Consider the following 16,247-nt stretch of genomic DNA (forward strand, 5'->3'; position numbering starts at 1 on the left):
GAGATGTGTATAAGAGACAGGAATAGGCATATGATATAACTGCTCTTTCTTACGAAACTTTACAATTTTTCTCATCATAATCCTCAACTGCACACCATCTCTTATCGATGGCAGAAAAAATTACATTCCTTAATTTTCACTAGAATATAGGTGTTGGTTGGGTTACGGCATCAAGCCTAATTGCCAAGATCCGATCGCGCCATGCGGAAATATTGTAATAATTTAGGAAGCATCGATCGTGATAATTATCGTCTTGGGAGTCGCTGGTTCTGGTAAAAGCACGATCGCCAAAGCTTTAGCCGACGCCAATCATTGGCAATATATCGATGCTGACGATTTTCACTCCGATACCAATAAGACCAAAATATCTCAAGGTGAAGCCCTTACCGATGAGGATCGCAGTCCCTGGTTGCAAACCCTTCGCACCCTAATTCGACACTGGCTAGATACAGATCGAACCACCGTACTCGCCTGCTCTGCACTCAAGCATCGTTACCGAATTGCCCTGGGCGATAACGATCCGGCGGTAAGATTTGTCTATCTTAAAGGCAGTTACGATCTGATTGCCAAGCGATTGCAAGAGCGCAAAGCACATTTTGCCAAAGTCGATCTGCTCAAAAGCCAATTTGAGATATTGGAAGAGCCTTCATCAGATGAGGCAATTCAAATCGATATCGATATCGAAACAGATGTAGACTCGATCGTCCGAGAGATCGATCGGAAAATTTCAATTCACGCCAGCCATTAGTGGGACACTCGGACTAAAAATGCAGGCATTTAGAACTCTAAAAAATACGATCGGTATTATTTTAAGCGATCGCTTTACCAACATTATTTAGTAGTACCGTCCTAGTAGTCTACGGCGTAAATCTAGTTACTATTTTGTGGGGAGTTGGGAGTTGGGAGTTGGGAGTTGGGAGAGTAGAGGTAGAGTATAGGCAATGGTTGCTTTACTTATGCCGTCGAGTACTAGTGCCCAGGTAACAACATAGGTTTCAGTCCCGCAAGCGGGATTTAGTGATTAGCGACAACTAGTATCAAAGGGTTTAGAGGCATTAGTAATGCAATCGTTTCAGTCCCGCAAGCGGGATTTAGTGATTAGCGACGTCATCGATCGAACGTAATTGAATCGATGTTCCCCGGTTTCAGTCCCGCAAGCGGGATTTAGTGATTAGCGACCTAGAGCAACTTTTGGAGGTGTAAGCGGGTGGGACAAAGTTTCAGTCCCGCAAGCGGGATTTAGTGATTAGCGACGCTTTACGAAGTGCTAATGATTCAGAGCAATTACCGCAGTTTCAGTCCCGCAAGCGGGATTTAGTGATTAGCGACATCGGCATAATTAAATAGATTAAATCTACATCACTATCGTTTCAGTCCCGCAAGCGGGATTTAGTGATTAGCGACTTTGTTGATTATCAAGATCGTAATCATTTTTTTGAGAGGTTTCAGTCCCGCAAGCGGGATTTAGTGATTAGCGACCATGTGAAGTATGAGCTTCTATTAATAATTGATTGCTTGTTTCAGTCCCGCAAGCGGGATTTAGTGATTAGCGACGTGCATAAACAAACCCCATATACAATAACTTGTGTTTCAGTCCCGCAAGCGGGATTTAGTGATTAGCGACTTCTAGAGAAATCCTCAAACTCAAACTCGATCGCTAGTTTCAGTCCCGCAAGCGGGATTTAGTGATTAGCGACCCCTTGAAGATGAAAGGCTCTCAGAGCATAGGTTAAATTGCCCTGTTTGGCAAACCTCTTCGGCGATCGCCTTTAACAGTCCTCAAACTATTATATAGTCTACTGTCCGATCGGCTCAAACTATGTAGTTGTCAAGGTTCTGTCATTTTGGCAAACCTCCTAGGGAAAATTACCTCGCTATAGGTTCGCCAGAATATGATGCGATCGCACCTAGAACTTCCCGCGATAGCGAGATCGGGTTGATGAGGAAATTCTTACCACTGCTTTAGAAAGAATTCAATCGATAACCAAATCCACGTACAGTTTCGATCGGGTTTTCGCAACCGGATTCGGCTAACTTCTTGCGGAGGAGACGAATTTGGGCGGCGACGACGTTGCTGGTAGATTCGGAGTCAAATGCCCAGACGCGGTTGCGAATTTGGTCGTGGGTGAGGGTGCGATCGGGATGTTGCATGAGATATTCTAACAGTTGAAATTCTTTGGCAGTCAGACCGATCGCGGTTTCGGTGCCTTGACGATTGGCGATCGCGATCGCGTTCTTATCGTAGTCTAGTCTTAGATTGCCCACCTGCAAACGCTCTGCCTGAAACACCTGCGCGCGCCGCTGGAGGGCGCGGATTCTGGCGAGGAGTTCTTCCATCCCAAAGGGTTTGACTAGGTAGTCGTCGGCTCCAGCGTCCAATCCAGCGATTTTATCTTCCATTCGATCGCGAGCGGTGAGCATCAGAATGGGCAGTGTATATTTTTCGGCACGTAAGCGTTGACACAGCTCGATGCCAGAGATTTTGGGCAACATCCAATCGATAATCGCCAGGGAGTAAGTAGATTCTCGTGCCGAGACGCTACGCAAACGATCGTTGGCGAGATATTCCCAGCCAGTTTTACCATCGACTACCCAATCGACAATGTATTGATGATGAGCGAGGCTTTTTTGAACGATCGCCCCTAAGTCTGGCTCGTCTTCAATTAGTAAAATTTTCATACTGGAGATCGGTAGTCTAATAACTAGTTTAAAATCGGCTAAAGTCTCGATCGACCGATCGTTTCATCTAAATTTCATCCCCTCGCTTTAAGATGGTAGTAAAGCAAGATTGTTACTATTCTATCGACAATTTATGAATCCTAAAAATCGCTCGTTCGCCCCGGTCGCCATCTTGGTGGGAATGCTCGGTCTTGGTTCTGTCGCGATCGCTGGTCTGACACTCAATCATAGTCCAAATTCAACCATCGCTCAAAACTCAGAGGGGATGATGAATCATGGTGGCATGAACCACGGTAGCACGATGAATCATGGTATGGATGTTGGCCCTGCTGATGCCAACTACGATCTGCGATTTATCGATAGTATGGTTCCCCATCATCAGGGTGCCTTGGTGATGGCGCAGGAAGTAATCCAAAAATCCAAACGACCCGAACTAATTAAATTCGCAAAAAGCATCATTACCGAGCAAAAAAAAGAAATCGCGCAGATGCAGCAATGGCGCAAGCAATGGTATCCAAAAGTATCGGCAACACCAATAATGTGGCACGCTGCGATGAATCACGAAATGCCAATGACTGCCGAACACAAACAGTCGATGATGATGAGTATGTCGTTGGGTAAAGCTGATGCTGGTTTTGACAAACGGTTTCTCGATGCGATGATTCCCCACCATCAAGGGGCATTAACGATGAGTCAGGATTCATTAAAAAAATCCAAACGTCCAGAGTTAACAAAACTCGCTCAAGGTATCATCAAATCTCAACAATCGGAGATCGATCGCATGACTCAATGGCGACAAGCATGGTATGGGAAGTAATTGAGAATTGAGAATTGCTGATTTTATATTTAGCTACTTTGGCTATTGAGCTTAAACATGAAAATATGAGATTAACTAATCAAGAAGTCGAAGCTAAAATTGCTGAAGCTATAGAATCAAATGCAACTACATTTTCCTTGGACGATCGGTTATTAACACATATACCAGATAGTATTGGTTGCTTAACTAATTTGGTTCATCTAGGCTTGGCTGGTAATTGCTTGACAAACCTACCTGATAGTATTTTTAAATTAACTAAACTTGCGAGTCTAAGATTGGGCAGCAATGGGATTACTAATATGATTTGTCCCAGTACTGGACATATTCATGTCTTACGGGTACCGCCAGAAATAGATAGTGCAGAGTTGGCAATTACCTGGATAAATTGGGGTATACATCCTAGCGAGATTGCGATCGCGACTTAGACAAGTGAGTTTTATTTTTAATAGTGTTATTCATGATGTCTAATCTTTTCCCTCGCTAGATATCGATCGATTATCCCAACCAATTTTCTAGATCGCCTACCGCCTGAAAATCCAATAAATCTTCACCGAGAGTCTCCAATCGATCGAGACTCAACTCACTCACCTTTTCAGTCAATTCTGGCGATAAACTACCCAGCTTCCGAGTAAGCTGCTTGAGAACAAAAACTCTCGCTTCGTCTGTACGCGCTCGTGCTACAGCCTCTCTGGTAATTTTCTCGATTTGTTCTAGATAAATTGCAGAAGTTCTCAGACTCATTAGTAACTCCGTTTCGCGGTTATTTCGATCTTGTCTTGCGGCTAACACCACCATCAAATCTGAGAGTAGCTTCAGTGCATTCTGTCGGTAGGGACTAGTGGCATCGAGTCTATTGATTTCTTCAACGGCTCGTTGTTGTACCTTGTGCTTACCGAGGATTCTCAGCCAGAGAGTATCGGGTATCTCTGGTAATTGGTGAATCACCACTATCCCTGTCTTTTGTCCGGGTGGGAATAAATATACCCCATTCCCCCAGACTTCTACATCAGTTATAGCACCAAAACTCTCTAAAGTTGCCGTTGCTAACGTGGGCGTAAGAATCCAGAGCATGGGCAATAGAGAATCATCTTGCTTGCGCTGTTGTTGGCGTTTGGAGTGGCGATTGAGTTCTGAGTGGAGATCGAATAGTTTGGCTTCGCAACTGCGAATCTCATCGGCACTGACGGGATTGCGGAATGGCTCGAATGCAGCCCCTGTTACGGCTAATTTGCTCAGTAATCCTAGACTGGGGAGATTTGCGACATCGGCGTTAGGGAAAAAACAAACATCAATTTCGCGGACTTCGCCGCTAATTTTACGGTCGGTTTCAACTTTCCCAAATGGGGAGAGCAAACTTTCGAGTAAATCTTTGGCAAACTGGTCGTGAGGAAACTGAGACATATATCGATCGAGCTATCTTTGTAATTTTAGCTCAGTTATGTAACAGCGAGGTCTAGAAATTGTCGATCGATAGCTAGCAGTTTCAATTGCCAGACTAATAACAGCAAATTTTGGTGAGTTTTATCTAAATTTCATCGCGATCGAGTATTGTTGAAACCATCGATCGAGTATCTAAAGTTTGCTACAACTTAATGCTAAGTTCGCTAATTAAATCGACGAGTAAGTAATGTCCTAAATACCGTGACTTTTACCGATTACCCAATGACGGCGGAAAGATCGAGCTAGACTGCTTTCTTTGAATGCCAGATAAATCGGTCGCCCGTGCGGACAGGTGCGCGGATTGCGGGTGCGTTGCCAGCGATCGAGTAAACTTTGCATCTCTGGTAAACTTAGCGGTGTGCCATTGCGAATCGCACAGCGACAGGCAACGGCGACTTGAGCGGCTTGCAAATCGCCACCCAGACTGAGTTCGGTAATTGCCGCCGCGATATCTTCGCGCATTAATAGGGGTGCGGGGGCCGTGCGAATCGCCCACAAGCCTTCGCCAAAGGGATCGATCGTAATTTCGATCTGCTGTAATTGCGCTATTTGCCGCTCTGACAGTTGCGAGAGAATAATTGGCGGTTCGAGTGGTAAAAGCTGCCAAGCATTGGCTATTTGCTCGTATAACACCCGCTCGTGAGCGATATGTTGCTCTACCAGCCACAGGCCATCGGTATGTTCGGCGATGATATAAGTATTCAGGACTTGTCCGACAGCGCGCAATTCGAGTAAGCCCAAACCATCCCCATCATTGGTATTGACGATCGATCTTTGCGAAATGTGATAAGCTCCTTGCTGTTCGGCGACTGCAAGCAATTTACCGATGCGACTGGATCGATCGTCATCATCGGTTTCAGCCTGAAGATTTAATGCTCGATCGAGTGCTTGCGCTACTTGAGCTTGCCAGTATTCTACCTGCTGGAGATAGATTTCCACTTTGGCGGGATGGCGATTCCAGTCGATGTAGTGCGGCGGAATCTGAAGGTGTAAAAAGCAGATGGGGTATCGATCGCGTGGTAATGTTCGTGCCAAGCCACTGACGATCGTTTGTTCCAATTCTGGTGCTCTGACAATCCGACCGTTGACGGCAACCTTCACCCAGTCTAACCGATGACGATGGCATCGATCGGGCAAACCCAAAGTCAACTGAATTTTCGACTCCTCTTCAGGTGCAGCACTCAATTTTGGTGCCGCAATAGCGCGGTAGATTTGACTCGCCGCTTGCTCCTGTTGCAACTCTAATTCGAGGCGTTCTTTAAGCTGGTTGAGGGGGCGAACTGTTAGCTCTACATGCTGAAGATCGTCCACCCGCACTTTTGGCAATAATTGGGGGATAATTTGCTGTGTGGTTTTAGCACCGATAATCTGAAACCACGGACGATGCTGTTGTTCGACCGTCCAATTCACATGGGGATGGCACAGAGCCAGATGATAGATGACCGCCTGTACTTGACGCAGTTGACAGTTAAGAGTGGGCAAACCCTCCCGTCTAGCTTCCCACTCGCCAAACAGATCTTCGACATCAATTGCCGTCCCCGGTGCGATCGCGACTTCTTGTTGGCGCACGACTTCACCCTGATGGTTGTAAACTAAATGCCAACCATCGCAACTATGGCGAGGACGACTGTAAATCTCCAGATTGGCAAGCTGTGCCAAACTATGCAGAGCTTCCCCCCGAAATCCCAAACTAGTAATGTGAAATAGATCGTCTCGATCGTCAATTTTACTCGTACTATGAGCCGTCGCCGCTTGTTGCAAATCGGCTAATTCGATCCCACTGCCATTATCAGCTACCCGAATCCGCCAGCGATCGGGAAATAACGACACGGTAATTCGCGTAGCCCCCGCATCGATCGCATTTTCACACAGTTCGCGCACCACCGCCCCCAGAGAGTCAATAACTTCTCCAGCAGCAATGAGGTGAATGACGTCGAGAGGGAGGGTGTGAATCGGCATTAGAGAGCGTTTCTGGGGTTACTGGCAAAGAATGGTAGGGGCAATTGATGTTGCTCCTACCATTAGGTTTGGATCTAGTCGTCCATTTTAGCGGACAAAATTATTTTGTTTTTGAATGCTATAGGCTTACCCAACCGCCTGTTTTGCTGTTTGGGATGCTGGGCTTCGGCGGGGCTGGTGTTACCCCCTAAACCCACTTATAGAAACCATTTGAGATCTTCTAGTGGGGAGGGCGGGTTTGTTTGAGATCGAACAGTAACATCGATATCCGCTAGCATAAACCCGCCCCTACAGTTCCATAAACATAGACAATCGATTTCTCCTGCAAGGATCTCGAATACATTCTATAAAGGGGGTGGCTTTTCTTACGCCCTTACCCTTATAAGGGTAAGGCTGATGGAAAAATCCCCTCCAAGGAGGGGTGCCCAAAGGGCGGGGTGGGTAGATCTCCGCATGAGCTATTCACCCAAGGATCTACGCACTAACGACAGAGCAAATAGGCCGTCTAGACCACCCTCACTCGAAGCCGATAAATGTCTCTAAACAGCGTAAGCGTGCTTCAACGCCCAGACGACTAGGAAAATAATTCCACCCAATACCAGCGTCGAAGAGATAGCGATGGCTACGGGCGTATCTGCCCCTTTGAACTTCATGATGCCGCGATCGAGATCTGACATAGCTACTAATTTAGAAAGAATAGTGTCCTCATATTAGTATACTCGCATCTTGCACTAATACATAAAAACTATTGAAAACGTAGATAGTCGGGTATCGGAGGTAATCGACCGATGCTAAGATACTGTAGTTCGATTCTCCCCCAGGAGCGACTGAGCCAACGATCGCCCGTACAGGCTCTCCAGTAGAGACTACACCAACGAGAAAAGATTGTGGGAATTGCAGTAGAAAATATCTCTAAAAGCTTTGGCAACTTCCAAGCGGTCGAGCGTGTAAATCTCGAAATCGCCCAAGGTTCGCTGATTGCCCTGCTCGGCCCTTCCGGTTCGGGTAAATCGACCCTCTTGAGACTGATCTCTGGATTAGAAACTCCAGACGAAGGACGGCTGTGGCTAGCAGGAAAAGACGCTACCAAACAAAGCGTGCGAGAACGCAATATCGGCTTTGTCTTTCAAAATTATGCCTTATTCAAACATCTGACGATCGGCCAAAATATCGCCTTCGGACTAGAGATTCGATCGATCTCCGCCTCAAAGATCGAAAAAAAAGTCGCCGAACTCTTAGACTTAATCCAACTCAGCGGCTTAGGAGATCGCTATCCCGCCCAACTTTCCGGCGGACAACGCCAACGCGTCGCATTAGCTAGAGCCTTAGCCATCGAACCCAAAATTCTCCTCCTAGACGAACCATTTGGCGCACTAGATGCCAGAGTCCGCAAAGATTTACGCGCCTGGTTGCGGCAACTCCACGAACGATCTCGTGTCACGACGGTATTTGTCACCCACGATCGATCGGATGCAATGGAAGTCGCCGATAAAATTGTCATCATGAATAAAGGACGTATCGAACAAGTCGGCACTCCCGCCGAAATCTACAATCGTCCGGCTAATGCGTTTGTGATGGGTTTTATCGGGCCAGTAAATATCTTAGCCAGTAGCGCAAATATCTTCCAATATCATAGTTTTGCACCTACCAATTCCGAAATATTTATCCGTCCTCAAGATATCGCGATCGAAACCGGATCGAGCAGTAATACTGTTGCTGCCAAAGTTCAACGTTTGACTCATCTCGGCTCGGAAGTTCAAGCAGAATTAACTCTAGCTGACGGGCAATTAATTACCGCACATCTGAGCAGGGAACACTTTGACAAGCTGCAACTCGAACCCCAACAGCAGGTGTTTGTCAAGCCTAAAGCTGCTAAATCTTTTCCAGTTGATTTCTCAATTTAATTATTTGTCGATCGCCTGCAATATAGTATTGCTAAATCATTTGTAAGATTGTATTTGCGATCGGTAATATGAGTAGGGGCAATTTATGAATTGTCCCTACTTAATATTATCGACGCAGAAACAAAGCCAAGAGGTATTACTCGAAAATCCTTATCCCAAACTAATGATACTTAGCGTTTCTACACTAATTCGATTTACCATCGCTCCCAAAGTATTCTCGATAGCCGCAAATCTTGTCTCCCCGCACATCAAAAGATACCGCAATGCGATTTGCATAAGGTTCGCCAAACATCAGCCCCTCATCGCGGAACTCAAAGACAACCGTAGTCTCATTACTCGTAACGCGCTCTAGGCTGGTAACTTTGATGGTTGTGCCGAACACTTCCGAGACATGTTGAAAAAAAGCTTGCGCTCTCTCTTTACCAACATTTAACCCGTGATATGCACCCACAGGAAACCAAAAAGTAAAGTCTTCAGTAAGCAGATCTAACATCGGATGCCAATCTGATGTTGCCAAGCCATGCTGGAGATGTGCAAATGCCTGATGAGCGATTTTTAAAGTATTTTCTGGTTCTGCACTCATTGCCACCATCCTTATAAAATTAGTACTATAGAATATGAAAATCGTGATTTACTACAGCGATGTCGATCGATTCTCAAACACTCGATCGAAAGTTAAATCCGCACGCTCTATCTGAGGTTGTGCGTGTGAAGTATTCATCCCCAAGGAGTACCGCCAGTGACTTCCATTCAAGCAGAAATGCCAGTTTTGATCCGCCATGCTGGAGATTGGATCGGTACGTATATAGTAGTCGATCTTCAGGGCAACATTCTCGATCGACATCAATCGCACTTAACTTGTGAATTTCCCCTCGATGGTGAATTTCCGTATTATCAAACCAATCGCTACACTTGGGCTGATGGTAAGTACGAAGAGTACAAGTTTCCTGGAAGTTATCACGACAAAGCTTTATGGTTCGATACCGATCGAGTTGATGGTAAAGCTTGGGAAGTTGACGATTGGACGATTATTTTACAGTTTTCTTATAAAGGAGTTCCAGGGATGAGTTTGCATGAGATGATTCAAATCAGTCCCTGCAATAATTATCGCGCGCGGACTTGGCATTGGTTTAAGGATAACAAACTCGATCGACGTACTCTAATTCAAGAGGAACGAATGCGTTAATTAGTCGATCGTCGATAGTTGATAGTTAATAGTTGATAATAACAAAAATGAGTATCAATCGAGAAGTTATTATTCCTAAAGGAATGGAAATATTGTATGAGAAATATCATTACTGTCCTGGAATTAAGGTCGGAAATACCTTGTATATTTCAGGACAGGTGGGACGGGATGAAAATTTACAGGTAGTAGCGGGAACGGAAGCCCAATTCGTCCAGACTTTTGAGAATGTGAAGAAGGTACTTTCGGCAGCGGGAGCTACTTTTGATGACGTGGTAGAGATGATTACTTATCATGTCACCGGAGTCAATCTTGACGACGATCGAGTTAGTAATTCAGAACAGCAACAGTTTACGATTCCACATTTACCGCTATTTATTCAAGTCAAGGATCGTTATTTTACTAATAAATTCCCAACTTGGACGGGGGTAGGAATAACTGCCTTATCGACACCAGGATTAATTGTAGAAATTAAGTGTACGGCTGTGCTGGGGAGTTAATCGTACCAGGATATATCCCCGACTTCTCAGAGAAGTCGGGGATATGTTGCTGCGATATCGCTTATTCTGAATCATTCAGAAATTCGATGACAACCTGCGATACTTCTTCAGGTATCTGATTCATCATGCAAATCGTACCTCGCTCGAATTCGACAACTTTACCATGCGGAATTGCTTGCGATAGAAATAATCGATCGTTAACTTTTGCTAAACTTTGGTTTTCAAATTCCTGCATATCATCTAGTCCCCAGATAATCAGCGTCGGACACTCGATCGATCGAAATCTTGCGTCAGCTTCTAGACAGTAATTACCTACTGCCCAAACTGCATATAAAGGATCGCCAAAACATTTGAGATCGTCTAATACCCACCGATGATTTAATTCCGCAGAGCCGACATATCGAGAACGCGCTAACCATCTTTGCATCAAATGCGAGCCATCGGCTTCGATTTTAAAACCTTCCTCAAATCTTCTAAATAGTTCCGATTTTCCGTCTTGCCCGAAACCTGCTACATTACCTAATATTAGTCGATCGATTCGATCGGGATAAGCTGCCGCAAATTCTCCCGCGATAAAAGCACCTGTATGATTGCCAAAAATACTAGTTTTTTCGATCCCTAATTCATCCAACAGGGCAATTACTGTTTTTGCATAGTCGGCAATTGTATACATTCTGGGGGGCTTATCCGAGTCGCCAAAGCCCATCAAATCCATCGCAATGACTCGCCTTGTTTTCGCAAATATCGGCATCAACTCACGATATTCATCGCTGCTGCGGGGGTTCATATGCAGTAACAAGAGCGGTTCGCCTTCGCCGCCGATGCGATACAGAATTTGACCATCTTCTGTGTCTAAAAATGCTCGCTTAATTTTCGCGTTCATAATATTTATATAAACTTGGACTCGATCGATCTAACAATCTAGCAATTCAAAATTTGTGCTACTGTCAACTGTAGTTCGGGGAAAGTGGGAGAAACAATAAGGTCATTATCTTTAAACTGAGTAACTTGGTATTCTCGATCGATTAAGTGGTAAATAGAAATAGTAGGTTGTTTCGGATTACCGATATACCGAATACCACCTAGTCCCAAATAATCGACGATCCAATATTCACAGATACCGATTTCTTCATAGTCTCTAACCTTACTTAAGTAATCGTCTCGCCAATTACTACTGACAACTTCTACTGTCAGAGGGATTGAATTACTATCTTGTACTGTAGAACATTTCTCCCACAAAGGTTCGTTTGTTAAGTTGTTTCTATTTAAAACTAGGACATCGGGAGAGTAGCATGTTTCTCGATCTAAGACTTTAACTAATACTTGTTTGGGAATTAAATATGGCAACTTCAGAAGGCGAAATTGTAGGGTGAATTCTGTATTTAAAAAGCCAATTATTTCCTCATGCTTTCCTTTGGGCTGCATTTCGATAATTACTCCATCATGCAACTCATAATTTCTCCCATCTGGTTTCCATTCCACAAATTCAGTAAAAGATATCGATTTTGTCTCTGTTTGCAACATCTTCTTGCCCCCGTACCGAACCAATTTTTCTTATCCTATCCCATCATATTCTCATCGACGGTTTAAATAACGTCCACTGGGAACGCCTATTATCTCGCCCCGATCGAAAATCCGCCTCCCCCGCAAGAAGGTTGTTTTAACTCTTCCCGTCAATTCCATCCCTTCAAAGGGCGTATAGCCCTGCTGCGATGCAGATTCAGCCGCCCGAACGACAAAGGTTTCCGTAGGATCTAAGAGCACCAAATCGGCATCGTAACCAACTGCGATATCACCTTTGGCATCTAACCCAAATCGGCGCGCCGGATTCCAACTTAATAATTCTGCCATGCGATCGTAAGATATTCCGCGCTTACTACCTTCACTAAATACACCCGAAAGTAGATATTCTGTCCCACCAAATCCCGATTTTGCCAACCAAATATTATTCGGATCTTTGAGGCTGGCTTTCTGTTCTGCACCACAACAAGCATGATCGCTAACAATCCAATCGATCTGTCGATCGAGTACGGCTTGCCATAGGTACTCTACATCCTCGCGGGGACGAATTGGCGGGTTGACCTTTGCCCATTTACCTGTCGGTGCATCTACATCTAATAATAAATGCCCGATCGTGACTTCGCGGCGAAAATTGATATGTGGAAAGATAGTTTGCATCATCAAAGCTGCTTCTACTGCTTTGCGAGAACTCAGATGCAAGAGATTGATATTCAGACAATTAGTTTCGTGTGCTAAATAAGAAGCAATGCAAATTGCCAACCCTTCTGAATGGGGCGGACGAGCGGCACTATAAGCTTTTAAACCCGTCAGGCTAGTATCCTGCTGGACGATTTTAGTATAAGCATTGAGGATTTCGGCGACTTCGCAATGCAGACTCAGACTCAATCGATCGCTAGATTCGGGATACAATTCTCTCAGCTCGGTCAGACCGCGCATGATAAATTCAAAGTGAGCGAGGTCGTATCTCTCCTCTTTATTAATCATCAAAAATAGGTTTTGCTGGTCTGACATGCCATGCAAACCATAACCGCCATAAAACATGAATATCTTAAACGACCCAATCCCATAATTTTCAAATAGCGATCGCATCTCATCGATATGCGTCGAGCTAATCGGGGCGACATGATAACTATAATCGACGAAAAAATTCCCTTCCGATAATGCCAACACTTCTGGGAAAAAATCTCTATAAGCACCACCTTTATTAAGATAATACTGCCCCGTCCGAATATAGTTGAGGCTGGTAGTTACGCCACCTATTGCGGCTGCTTTGGTTTCCGTCACCGCATCTCGATCGAGCGATTGATAGATGCCGACGTGCATGTGGGCATCTACCACCCCAGGAAACGCCAGGAGGTTGTTACCATCAAATACCTCTTTACCCTCGTCTACGCTCAGATTTGGAGCAATCCGAGCGAATTTTCCATCCTTAATGCCCACATCCAGCAGTTCGACAGTTGCCTGCTGGGGACGAACTACCCGCACATTTTTGATAATCAGATCTAAGTCAGGAGCTTCAGACACGATAGACCTCACGCTAGAATGAGTACAGCAGTCTAAGTTTTAATATCGATCGAATTAGATAATGCTAACATCGTGCAGTGTTTACTTATGATGAACCCATGACAAAACTGCTTCAAGAGGCAATCGCCCAAATCTAACAACTCCCCCCCGAACAACAAGATGCGATAGCGTCTCGGTTTTTGGAGGAATTGCAAGATGAGCAAAATTGGGAAGCTCGTTTTGCCTCAACGAAGGATGAACAATGGGATCGAATGGCTGCAATGGTGCGACAAGAAATCGCCAGCGAGGTCTTGATGTGAGGATTCCTGAAGATTCGATCGTTCCAGACGCTAAAATCACTCAGTATCTATTAGTGCCCAAAGCACGAAATGATAAATCGAAGTTTTTGGCTCAGGCTGGGTTTACGCTGGAAAACGCAGAAGCGTTAAAATTAGCTATTCAGGTACAGGCAATAGCAGCAGAAGCGATCGAAGAAAGAACCAATGAGTATGGCACCTTTTACCAAGTTCGAGGAAATCTGCTCGGTACAAATGGTGTAAGTCTATCGGTTGTTACAGTTTGGCTACAAAGACAGATTGACGGCAAGTTTCAGTTTGTGACACTCAAACCTAGTCAGGAGTAATAAATAATATGGAGATCGAGTTATATCAAGAGGTGGCATTAACTCGCGACTTGCCAGAGTATGGACTCAGAGCTGGAGATATTGCAGTTTTGGTCGATTTTGTACCTCACCCTAGTAATGGTGAAGAAGGCTGTGTGATAGAAGTATTTAATGCGCTCGGTGAATCTATTGCAACGATCGCAGTTCCCATCTCTGTTGTAGAAGTGCTGAGATCTGATGAAATTTTAGCAGTTCGCTCCTTGGCAAAAGCAACTTGACTTTTGGAAGGTGTGATGTCTGTGGTCGCAGCTTTACCATTGTCCTGGATGACTCGATCGAGATTCAGAATTATCTATTAGTCAATAAAGTTTAGATGGAAAATCACGAGCGGGTTCACATTCGTACCGCTGGAAACACTCGGCTCCCCGCATTGCTTGCACTTCAGGCTAAAGGCTTTCGGGTGTGGCTGGAATACGTAAAAATTGATAACCCCAAAGATTATTGGCATCCTTACATGCCTGACTATCAAGCTGAGAAAAATGGTAATTACTTTAGTGCTACCAATGCGGTTGAGTTACTCGGTTTAGTGGCCATGTGGGAAGTACGGGGCAACGACTGGAAGTTTAAGAATGGCGAACCAGATATTCATGATGAACTCATGGAGTTGGCTAAGGTTTGCGATGGTGACGGTAATGAGATCTTAGAAGAGTAAAGATTTAACAGCATCGTCATACTTCAGCTCGACCCACGATATTCTCACTCAGATCAGAAAACAGCCGCTCACAGTAAACTAAGAATAACCATCATATCTCTTGCATCAATGCATACCCCAGAACAGATGGCTTGCATTCAAGTGTGTCAAGCCTTGTCTAGCTTTTATCCCGATATCCACTTGTTTCGGTTTGATGCCGAACGGGGAGAGATATATATTTTGGCAGGAGAGTCGCTGGGGATAACCATCTTCAACAACGGTTTTTGGGAATTTGATAATGACACAACAGCCTAATTTTCAAACAATGCCACGTAAGGAGCTTAGATCTTATGTGCTGTCCCATCGAGACGATGAGGATGCTTTACGAATTTATATGGATCGCTTAAAAAGCGAACCTGGAATCGACAGACATCAAGGTGGTGTAACAGCAGATGACTTAGCTCGACTCGATCGATTAGTACAACAAAGTATTACTAAAACTGGAGAAATAAGCTAGGCAGTTACGACTGATAGTTGAGAGAAAAATGTATTGTAAGAAATCAGATAGTAGATTCTGATTTTCATCTTCTAGAGGCAGGATTATGGAAACTTTCAATGAATATCATTTAGATCCAGATATATTTACTTTCCTCCAAACTTTTCAAGACAACTGGCGATCGATCCGCGATGAGTTTACTTACTTTACTCAGAATGCCACTGCTGAAGAGTTAAAGTTAGCTTACGATGTGCTCGGCCCTAAAAGTAAAACTATCCAAACCAAAGGTAAATCTAAATATAGTGCTTTTGGGATTTTGTTTCAAGGTCTGTTTATCGAACAATATATTCGATCGCATCAAATCCAATATCCCGATGGGGGAACGGATGAAGCGGCAAGTAAGGCACTGGCATTAAGAGAGAAATATTTTCCTAAGTTAGCTCTATCGATCGAAACAGTTAACTCGATCGAAGATAATATCCTCAGAAATGTCTATTTTGGAACGTTTCATTCTGGCTTAGATATCAAGCTGCATGTCAATGACAACCCCCACATGAATCGCGGTTATCTGGGATTAATCGTGCCAGAAGGAGATGTGGCGATGAAAATCTGTCACGATCGATTATATTGGCAGGAAGGGAAATTTATGGTGTTAGACCATAGTTATCCCCACTGTCCGCATAATTATACCGAGTTCGATCGAACTGTTTTAGTCGTAGACTTTTTTAAACCCGATTGGGATCGAGCCAAAGCTAGTCAATTTGAACGAGAGCAGGTGAAAGAACGAATGCAAGATAATCCTTACAGTTTGGGCGTGTTTGGTAAAAGCGATCGAGCTAAGGAATCAGATTTTATCAAGTATGGTTTGGCTCATCAATTAGAGTGGGATAAAGCTTTGACTTAATTGATAATTGATAATTGATAACCAACGG

The 16,247-nt window shown here is 44.4% G+C and carries 19 protein-coding genes, 1 pseudogene and 1 CRISPR repeat array; of the genes and pseudogenes, 13 read left to right on the forward strand and 7 right to left on the reverse strand.

Translation table 11 applies throughout. The features are described 5' to 3' along the window. Window positions 1–238 precede the first annotated feature (238 nt). The gene (locus tag C7B77_RS02775) at window positions 239–748 is read left to right on the forward strand and encodes a gluconokinase (RefSeq protein ID WP_106300099.1); all 510 of its coding nucleotides are present in this window, start codon (window positions 239–241) and stop codon (window positions 746–748) included. Between the two features lie 244 nt (window positions 749–992). Then, window positions 993–1,697: direct repeats of the CRISPR family, unit length 37 nt; unit sequence GTTTCAGTCCCGCAAGCGGGATTTAGTGATTAGCGAC. Between the two features lie 265 nt (window positions 1,698–1,962). Here the strand turns inward: C7B77_RS02775 and rppA are convergent. Continuing rightward, window positions 1,963–2,679, reverse strand: coding sequence for a two-component system response regulator RppA (rppA, locus tag C7B77_RS02780; RefSeq protein WP_106300101.1), 717 nt, complete (start codon window positions 2,677–2,679; stop codon window positions 1,963–1,965). A 133-nt stretch (window positions 2,680–2,812) separates the two neighbouring features. On the opposite strand from rppA, the gene C7B77_RS02785 reads away from it, so the two are divergent. After that, window positions 2,813–3,496 (forward strand): DUF305 domain-containing protein, encoded by a 684-nt coding sequence (locus C7B77_RS02785; RefSeq protein ID WP_106300103.1) that lies wholly within the window; start codon window positions 2,813–2,815, stop codon window positions 3,494–3,496. 65 nt (window positions 3,497–3,561) lie between these two features. Continuing rightward, window positions 3,562–3,921 carry a hypothetical protein gene (locus tag C7B77_RS31815; protein ID WP_106300105.1) on the forward strand — a complete coding sequence of 120 codons (360 nt, stop codon included), beginning with the start codon at window positions 3,562–3,564 and terminating at the stop codon, window positions 3,919–3,921. Between the two features lie 70 nt (window positions 3,922–3,991). On the opposite strand, the gene C7B77_RS02795 is transcribed toward C7B77_RS31815, so the two are convergent. Both C7B77_RS02795 and mutL read right to left on the reverse strand, forming a co-directional pair. Beyond that, window positions 3,992–4,897: a DUF4351 domain-containing protein gene (locus C7B77_RS02795; RefSeq protein WP_106300107.1), complete on the reverse strand. Its 906-nt coding sequence runs from the start codon at window positions 4,895–4,897 to the stop codon at window positions 3,992–3,994. Window positions 4,898–5,128: 231 nt separating this feature from the next. Next, the gene (gene mutL / locus C7B77_RS02800; RefSeq protein WP_106300109.1) at window positions 5,129–6,895 is read right to left on the reverse strand and encodes a DNA mismatch repair endonuclease MutL; all 1,767 of its coding nucleotides are present in this window, start codon (window positions 6,893–6,895) and stop codon (window positions 5,129–5,131) included. A gap of 887 nt (window positions 6,896–7,782) precedes the next feature. On the opposite strand from mutL, the gene C7B77_RS02805 reads away from it, so the two are divergent. After that, window positions 7,783–8,799, forward strand: a complete 1,017-nt coding sequence (locus C7B77_RS02805; RefSeq protein WP_106300111.1) for a sulfate/molybdate ABC transporter ATP-binding protein — start codon at window positions 7,783–7,785, stop codon at window positions 8,797–8,799. A 184-nt stretch (window positions 8,800–8,983) separates the two neighbouring features. Here C7B77_RS02805 and C7B77_RS02810 read toward each other — a convergent pair whose 3' ends face one another. Next, complete coding sequence (locus C7B77_RS02810; RefSeq protein ID WP_106300151.1) at window positions 8,984–9,382, reverse strand: nuclear transport factor 2 family protein; 399 nt, start codon at window positions 9,380–9,382, stop codon at window positions 8,984–8,986. A 177-nt stretch (window positions 9,383–9,559) separates the two neighbouring features. Here C7B77_RS02810 and C7B77_RS02815 point away from each other — a divergent pair, with 177 nt between their 5' ends. Continuing rightward, window positions 9,560–9,985 carry a DUF3598 family protein gene (locus C7B77_RS02815; protein WP_425430812.1) on the forward strand — a complete coding sequence of 142 codons (426 nt, stop codon included), beginning with the start codon at window positions 9,560–9,562 and terminating at the stop codon, window positions 9,983–9,985. Window positions 9,986–10,032: 47 nt separating this feature from the next. Further along, on the forward strand, window positions 10,033–10,482 hold the full coding sequence (locus C7B77_RS02820) for a RidA family protein (RefSeq protein ID WP_106300153.1): 450 nt from the start codon (window positions 10,033–10,035) through the stop codon (window positions 10,480–10,482). Between the two features lie 61 nt (window positions 10,483–10,543). Here the strand turns inward: C7B77_RS02820 and C7B77_RS02825 are convergent, their stop codons facing one another. The 3 genes from C7B77_RS02825 to C7B77_RS02835 are packed head-to-tail and all read right to left on the reverse strand — an operon-like array spanning window position 10,544 to window position 13,527. Continuing rightward, window positions 10,544–11,365 carry an alpha/beta fold hydrolase gene (locus C7B77_RS02825; protein WP_106300115.1) on the reverse strand — a complete coding sequence of 274 codons (822 nt, stop codon included), beginning with the start codon at window positions 11,363–11,365 and terminating at the stop codon, window positions 10,544–10,546. Between the two features lie 38 nt (window positions 11,366–11,403). Further along, on the reverse strand, window positions 11,404–12,006 hold the full coding sequence (locus C7B77_RS02830; RefSeq protein ID WP_106300117.1) for a Uma2 family endonuclease: 603 nt from the start codon (window positions 12,004–12,006) through the stop codon (window positions 11,404–11,406). Between the two features lie 51 nt (window positions 12,007–12,057). Continuing rightward, window positions 12,058–13,527 (reverse strand): dihydroorotase, encoded by a 1,470-nt coding sequence (locus C7B77_RS02835; RefSeq protein WP_106300155.1) that lies wholly within the window; start codon window positions 13,525–13,527, stop codon window positions 12,058–12,060. 98 nt (window positions 13,528–13,625) lie between these two features. Here C7B77_RS02835 and C7B77_RS31625 point away from each other — a divergent pair. The 7 genes and pseudogenes from C7B77_RS31625 (at window position 13,626) to C7B77_RS02870 (ending at window position 16,219) form a co-directional block, all read left to right on the forward strand. Beyond that, window positions 13,626–13,826 (forward strand): annotated as a pseudogene (locus C7B77_RS31625) (hypothetical protein). Beyond that, window positions 13,823–14,149, forward strand: a complete 327-nt coding sequence (locus C7B77_RS02845; RefSeq protein WP_106300119.1) for a DUF6883 domain-containing protein — start codon at window positions 13,823–13,825, stop codon at window positions 14,147–14,149. Before C7B77_RS31625 ends, C7B77_RS02845 begins: the two are co-directional and overlap by 4 nt. A gap of 8 nt (window positions 14,150–14,157) precedes the next feature. Then, window positions 14,158–14,406 carry a DUF4926 domain-containing protein gene (locus C7B77_RS02850; protein ID WP_106300121.1) on the forward strand — a complete coding sequence of 83 codons (249 nt, stop codon included), beginning with the start codon at window positions 14,158–14,160 and terminating at the stop codon, window positions 14,404–14,406. Window positions 14,407–14,501: 95 nt separating this feature from the next. Then, window positions 14,502–14,840 carry a hypothetical protein gene (locus C7B77_RS02855; protein ID WP_106300123.1) on the forward strand — a complete coding sequence of 113 codons (339 nt, stop codon included), beginning with the start codon at window positions 14,502–14,504 and terminating at the stop codon, window positions 14,838–14,840. Between the two features lie 108 nt (window positions 14,841–14,948). Beyond that, window positions 14,949–15,134 (forward strand): DUF6888 family protein, encoded by a 186-nt coding sequence (locus tag C7B77_RS02860; protein ID WP_106300125.1) that lies wholly within the window; start codon window positions 14,949–14,951, stop codon window positions 15,132–15,134. Next, on the forward strand, window positions 15,118–15,336 hold the full coding sequence (locus tag C7B77_RS02865; RefSeq protein ID WP_106300127.1) for a DUF6887 family protein: 219 nt from the start codon (window positions 15,118–15,120) through the stop codon (window positions 15,334–15,336). Before C7B77_RS02860 ends, C7B77_RS02865 begins: the two co-directional genes overlap by 17 nt. An 85-nt stretch (window positions 15,337–15,421) precedes the next feature. Next, window positions 15,422–16,219 (forward strand): aspartyl/asparaginyl beta-hydroxylase domain-containing protein, encoded by a 798-nt coding sequence (locus tag C7B77_RS02870; protein ID WP_106300129.1) that lies wholly within the window; start codon window positions 15,422–15,424, stop codon window positions 16,217–16,219. Window positions 16,220–16,247: the final 28 nt, after the last annotated feature.

The organism is Chamaesiphon polymorphus CCALA 037, from assembly GCF_003003845.1.
Classification (GTDB): domain Bacteria; phylum Cyanobacteriota; class Cyanobacteriia; order Cyanobacteriales; family Chamaesiphonaceae; genus Chamaesiphon; species Chamaesiphon polymorphus.

Excerpts from the sequence above, each read along its gene's own strand:
- C7B77_RS02795 (WP_106300107.1), bottom strand. The coding sequence starts at position 4,897 with ATGTCTCAGTTTCCTCACGACCAGTTTGCCAAAGATTTACTCGAAAGT.
- C7B77_RS02860 (WP_106300125.1), top strand. The coding sequence starts at position 14,949 with ATGCATACCCCAGAACAGATGGCTTGCATTCAAGTGTGTCAAGCCTTG.
- C7B77_RS02855 (WP_106300123.1), top strand. The coding sequence starts at position 14,502 with ATGGAAAATCACGAGCGGGTTCACATTCGTACCGCTGGAAACACTCGG.
- C7B77_RS02870 (WP_106300129.1), top strand. The coding sequence starts at position 15,422 with ATGGAAACTTTCAATGAATATCATTTAGATCCAGATATATTTACTTTC.
- C7B77_RS31815 (WP_106300105.1), top strand. The coding sequence starts at position 3,562 with ATGAGATTAACTAATCAAGAAGTCGAAGCTAAAATTGCTGAAGCTATA.
- rppA (WP_106300101.1), bottom strand. The coding sequence starts at position 2,679 with ATGAAAATTTTACTAATTGAAGACGAGCCAGACTTAGGGGCGATCGTT.
- C7B77_RS02815 (WP_425430812.1), top strand. The coding sequence starts at position 9,560 with ATGCCAGTTTTGATCCGCCATGCTGGAGATTGGATCGGTACGTATATA.
- mutL (WP_106300109.1), bottom strand. The coding sequence starts at position 6,895 with ATGCCGATTCACACCCTCCCTCTCGACGTCATTCACCTCATTGCTGCT.
- C7B77_RS02825 (WP_106300115.1), bottom strand. The coding sequence starts at position 11,365 with ATGAACGCGAAAATTAAGCGAGCATTTTTAGACACAGAAGATGGTCAA.
- C7B77_RS02820 (WP_106300153.1), top strand. The coding sequence starts at position 10,033 with ATGAGTATCAATCGAGAAGTTATTATTCCTAAAGGAATGGAAATATTG.
- C7B77_RS02785 (WP_106300103.1), top strand. The coding sequence starts at position 2,813 with ATGAATCCTAAAAATCGCTCGTTCGCCCCGGTCGCCATCTTGGTGGGA.
- C7B77_RS02865 (WP_106300127.1), top strand. The coding sequence starts at position 15,118 with ATGACACAACAGCCTAATTTTCAAACAATGCCACGTAAGGAGCTTAGA.
- C7B77_RS02810 (WP_106300151.1), bottom strand. The coding sequence starts at position 9,382 with ATGAGTGCAGAACCAGAAAATACTTTAAAAATCGCTCATCAGGCATTT.
- C7B77_RS02850 (WP_106300121.1), top strand. The coding sequence starts at position 14,158 with ATGGAGATCGAGTTATATCAAGAGGTGGCATTAACTCGCGACTTGCCA.
- C7B77_RS02830 (WP_106300117.1), bottom strand. The coding sequence starts at position 12,006 with ATGTTGCAAACAGAGACAAAATCGATATCTTTTACTGAATTTGTGGAA.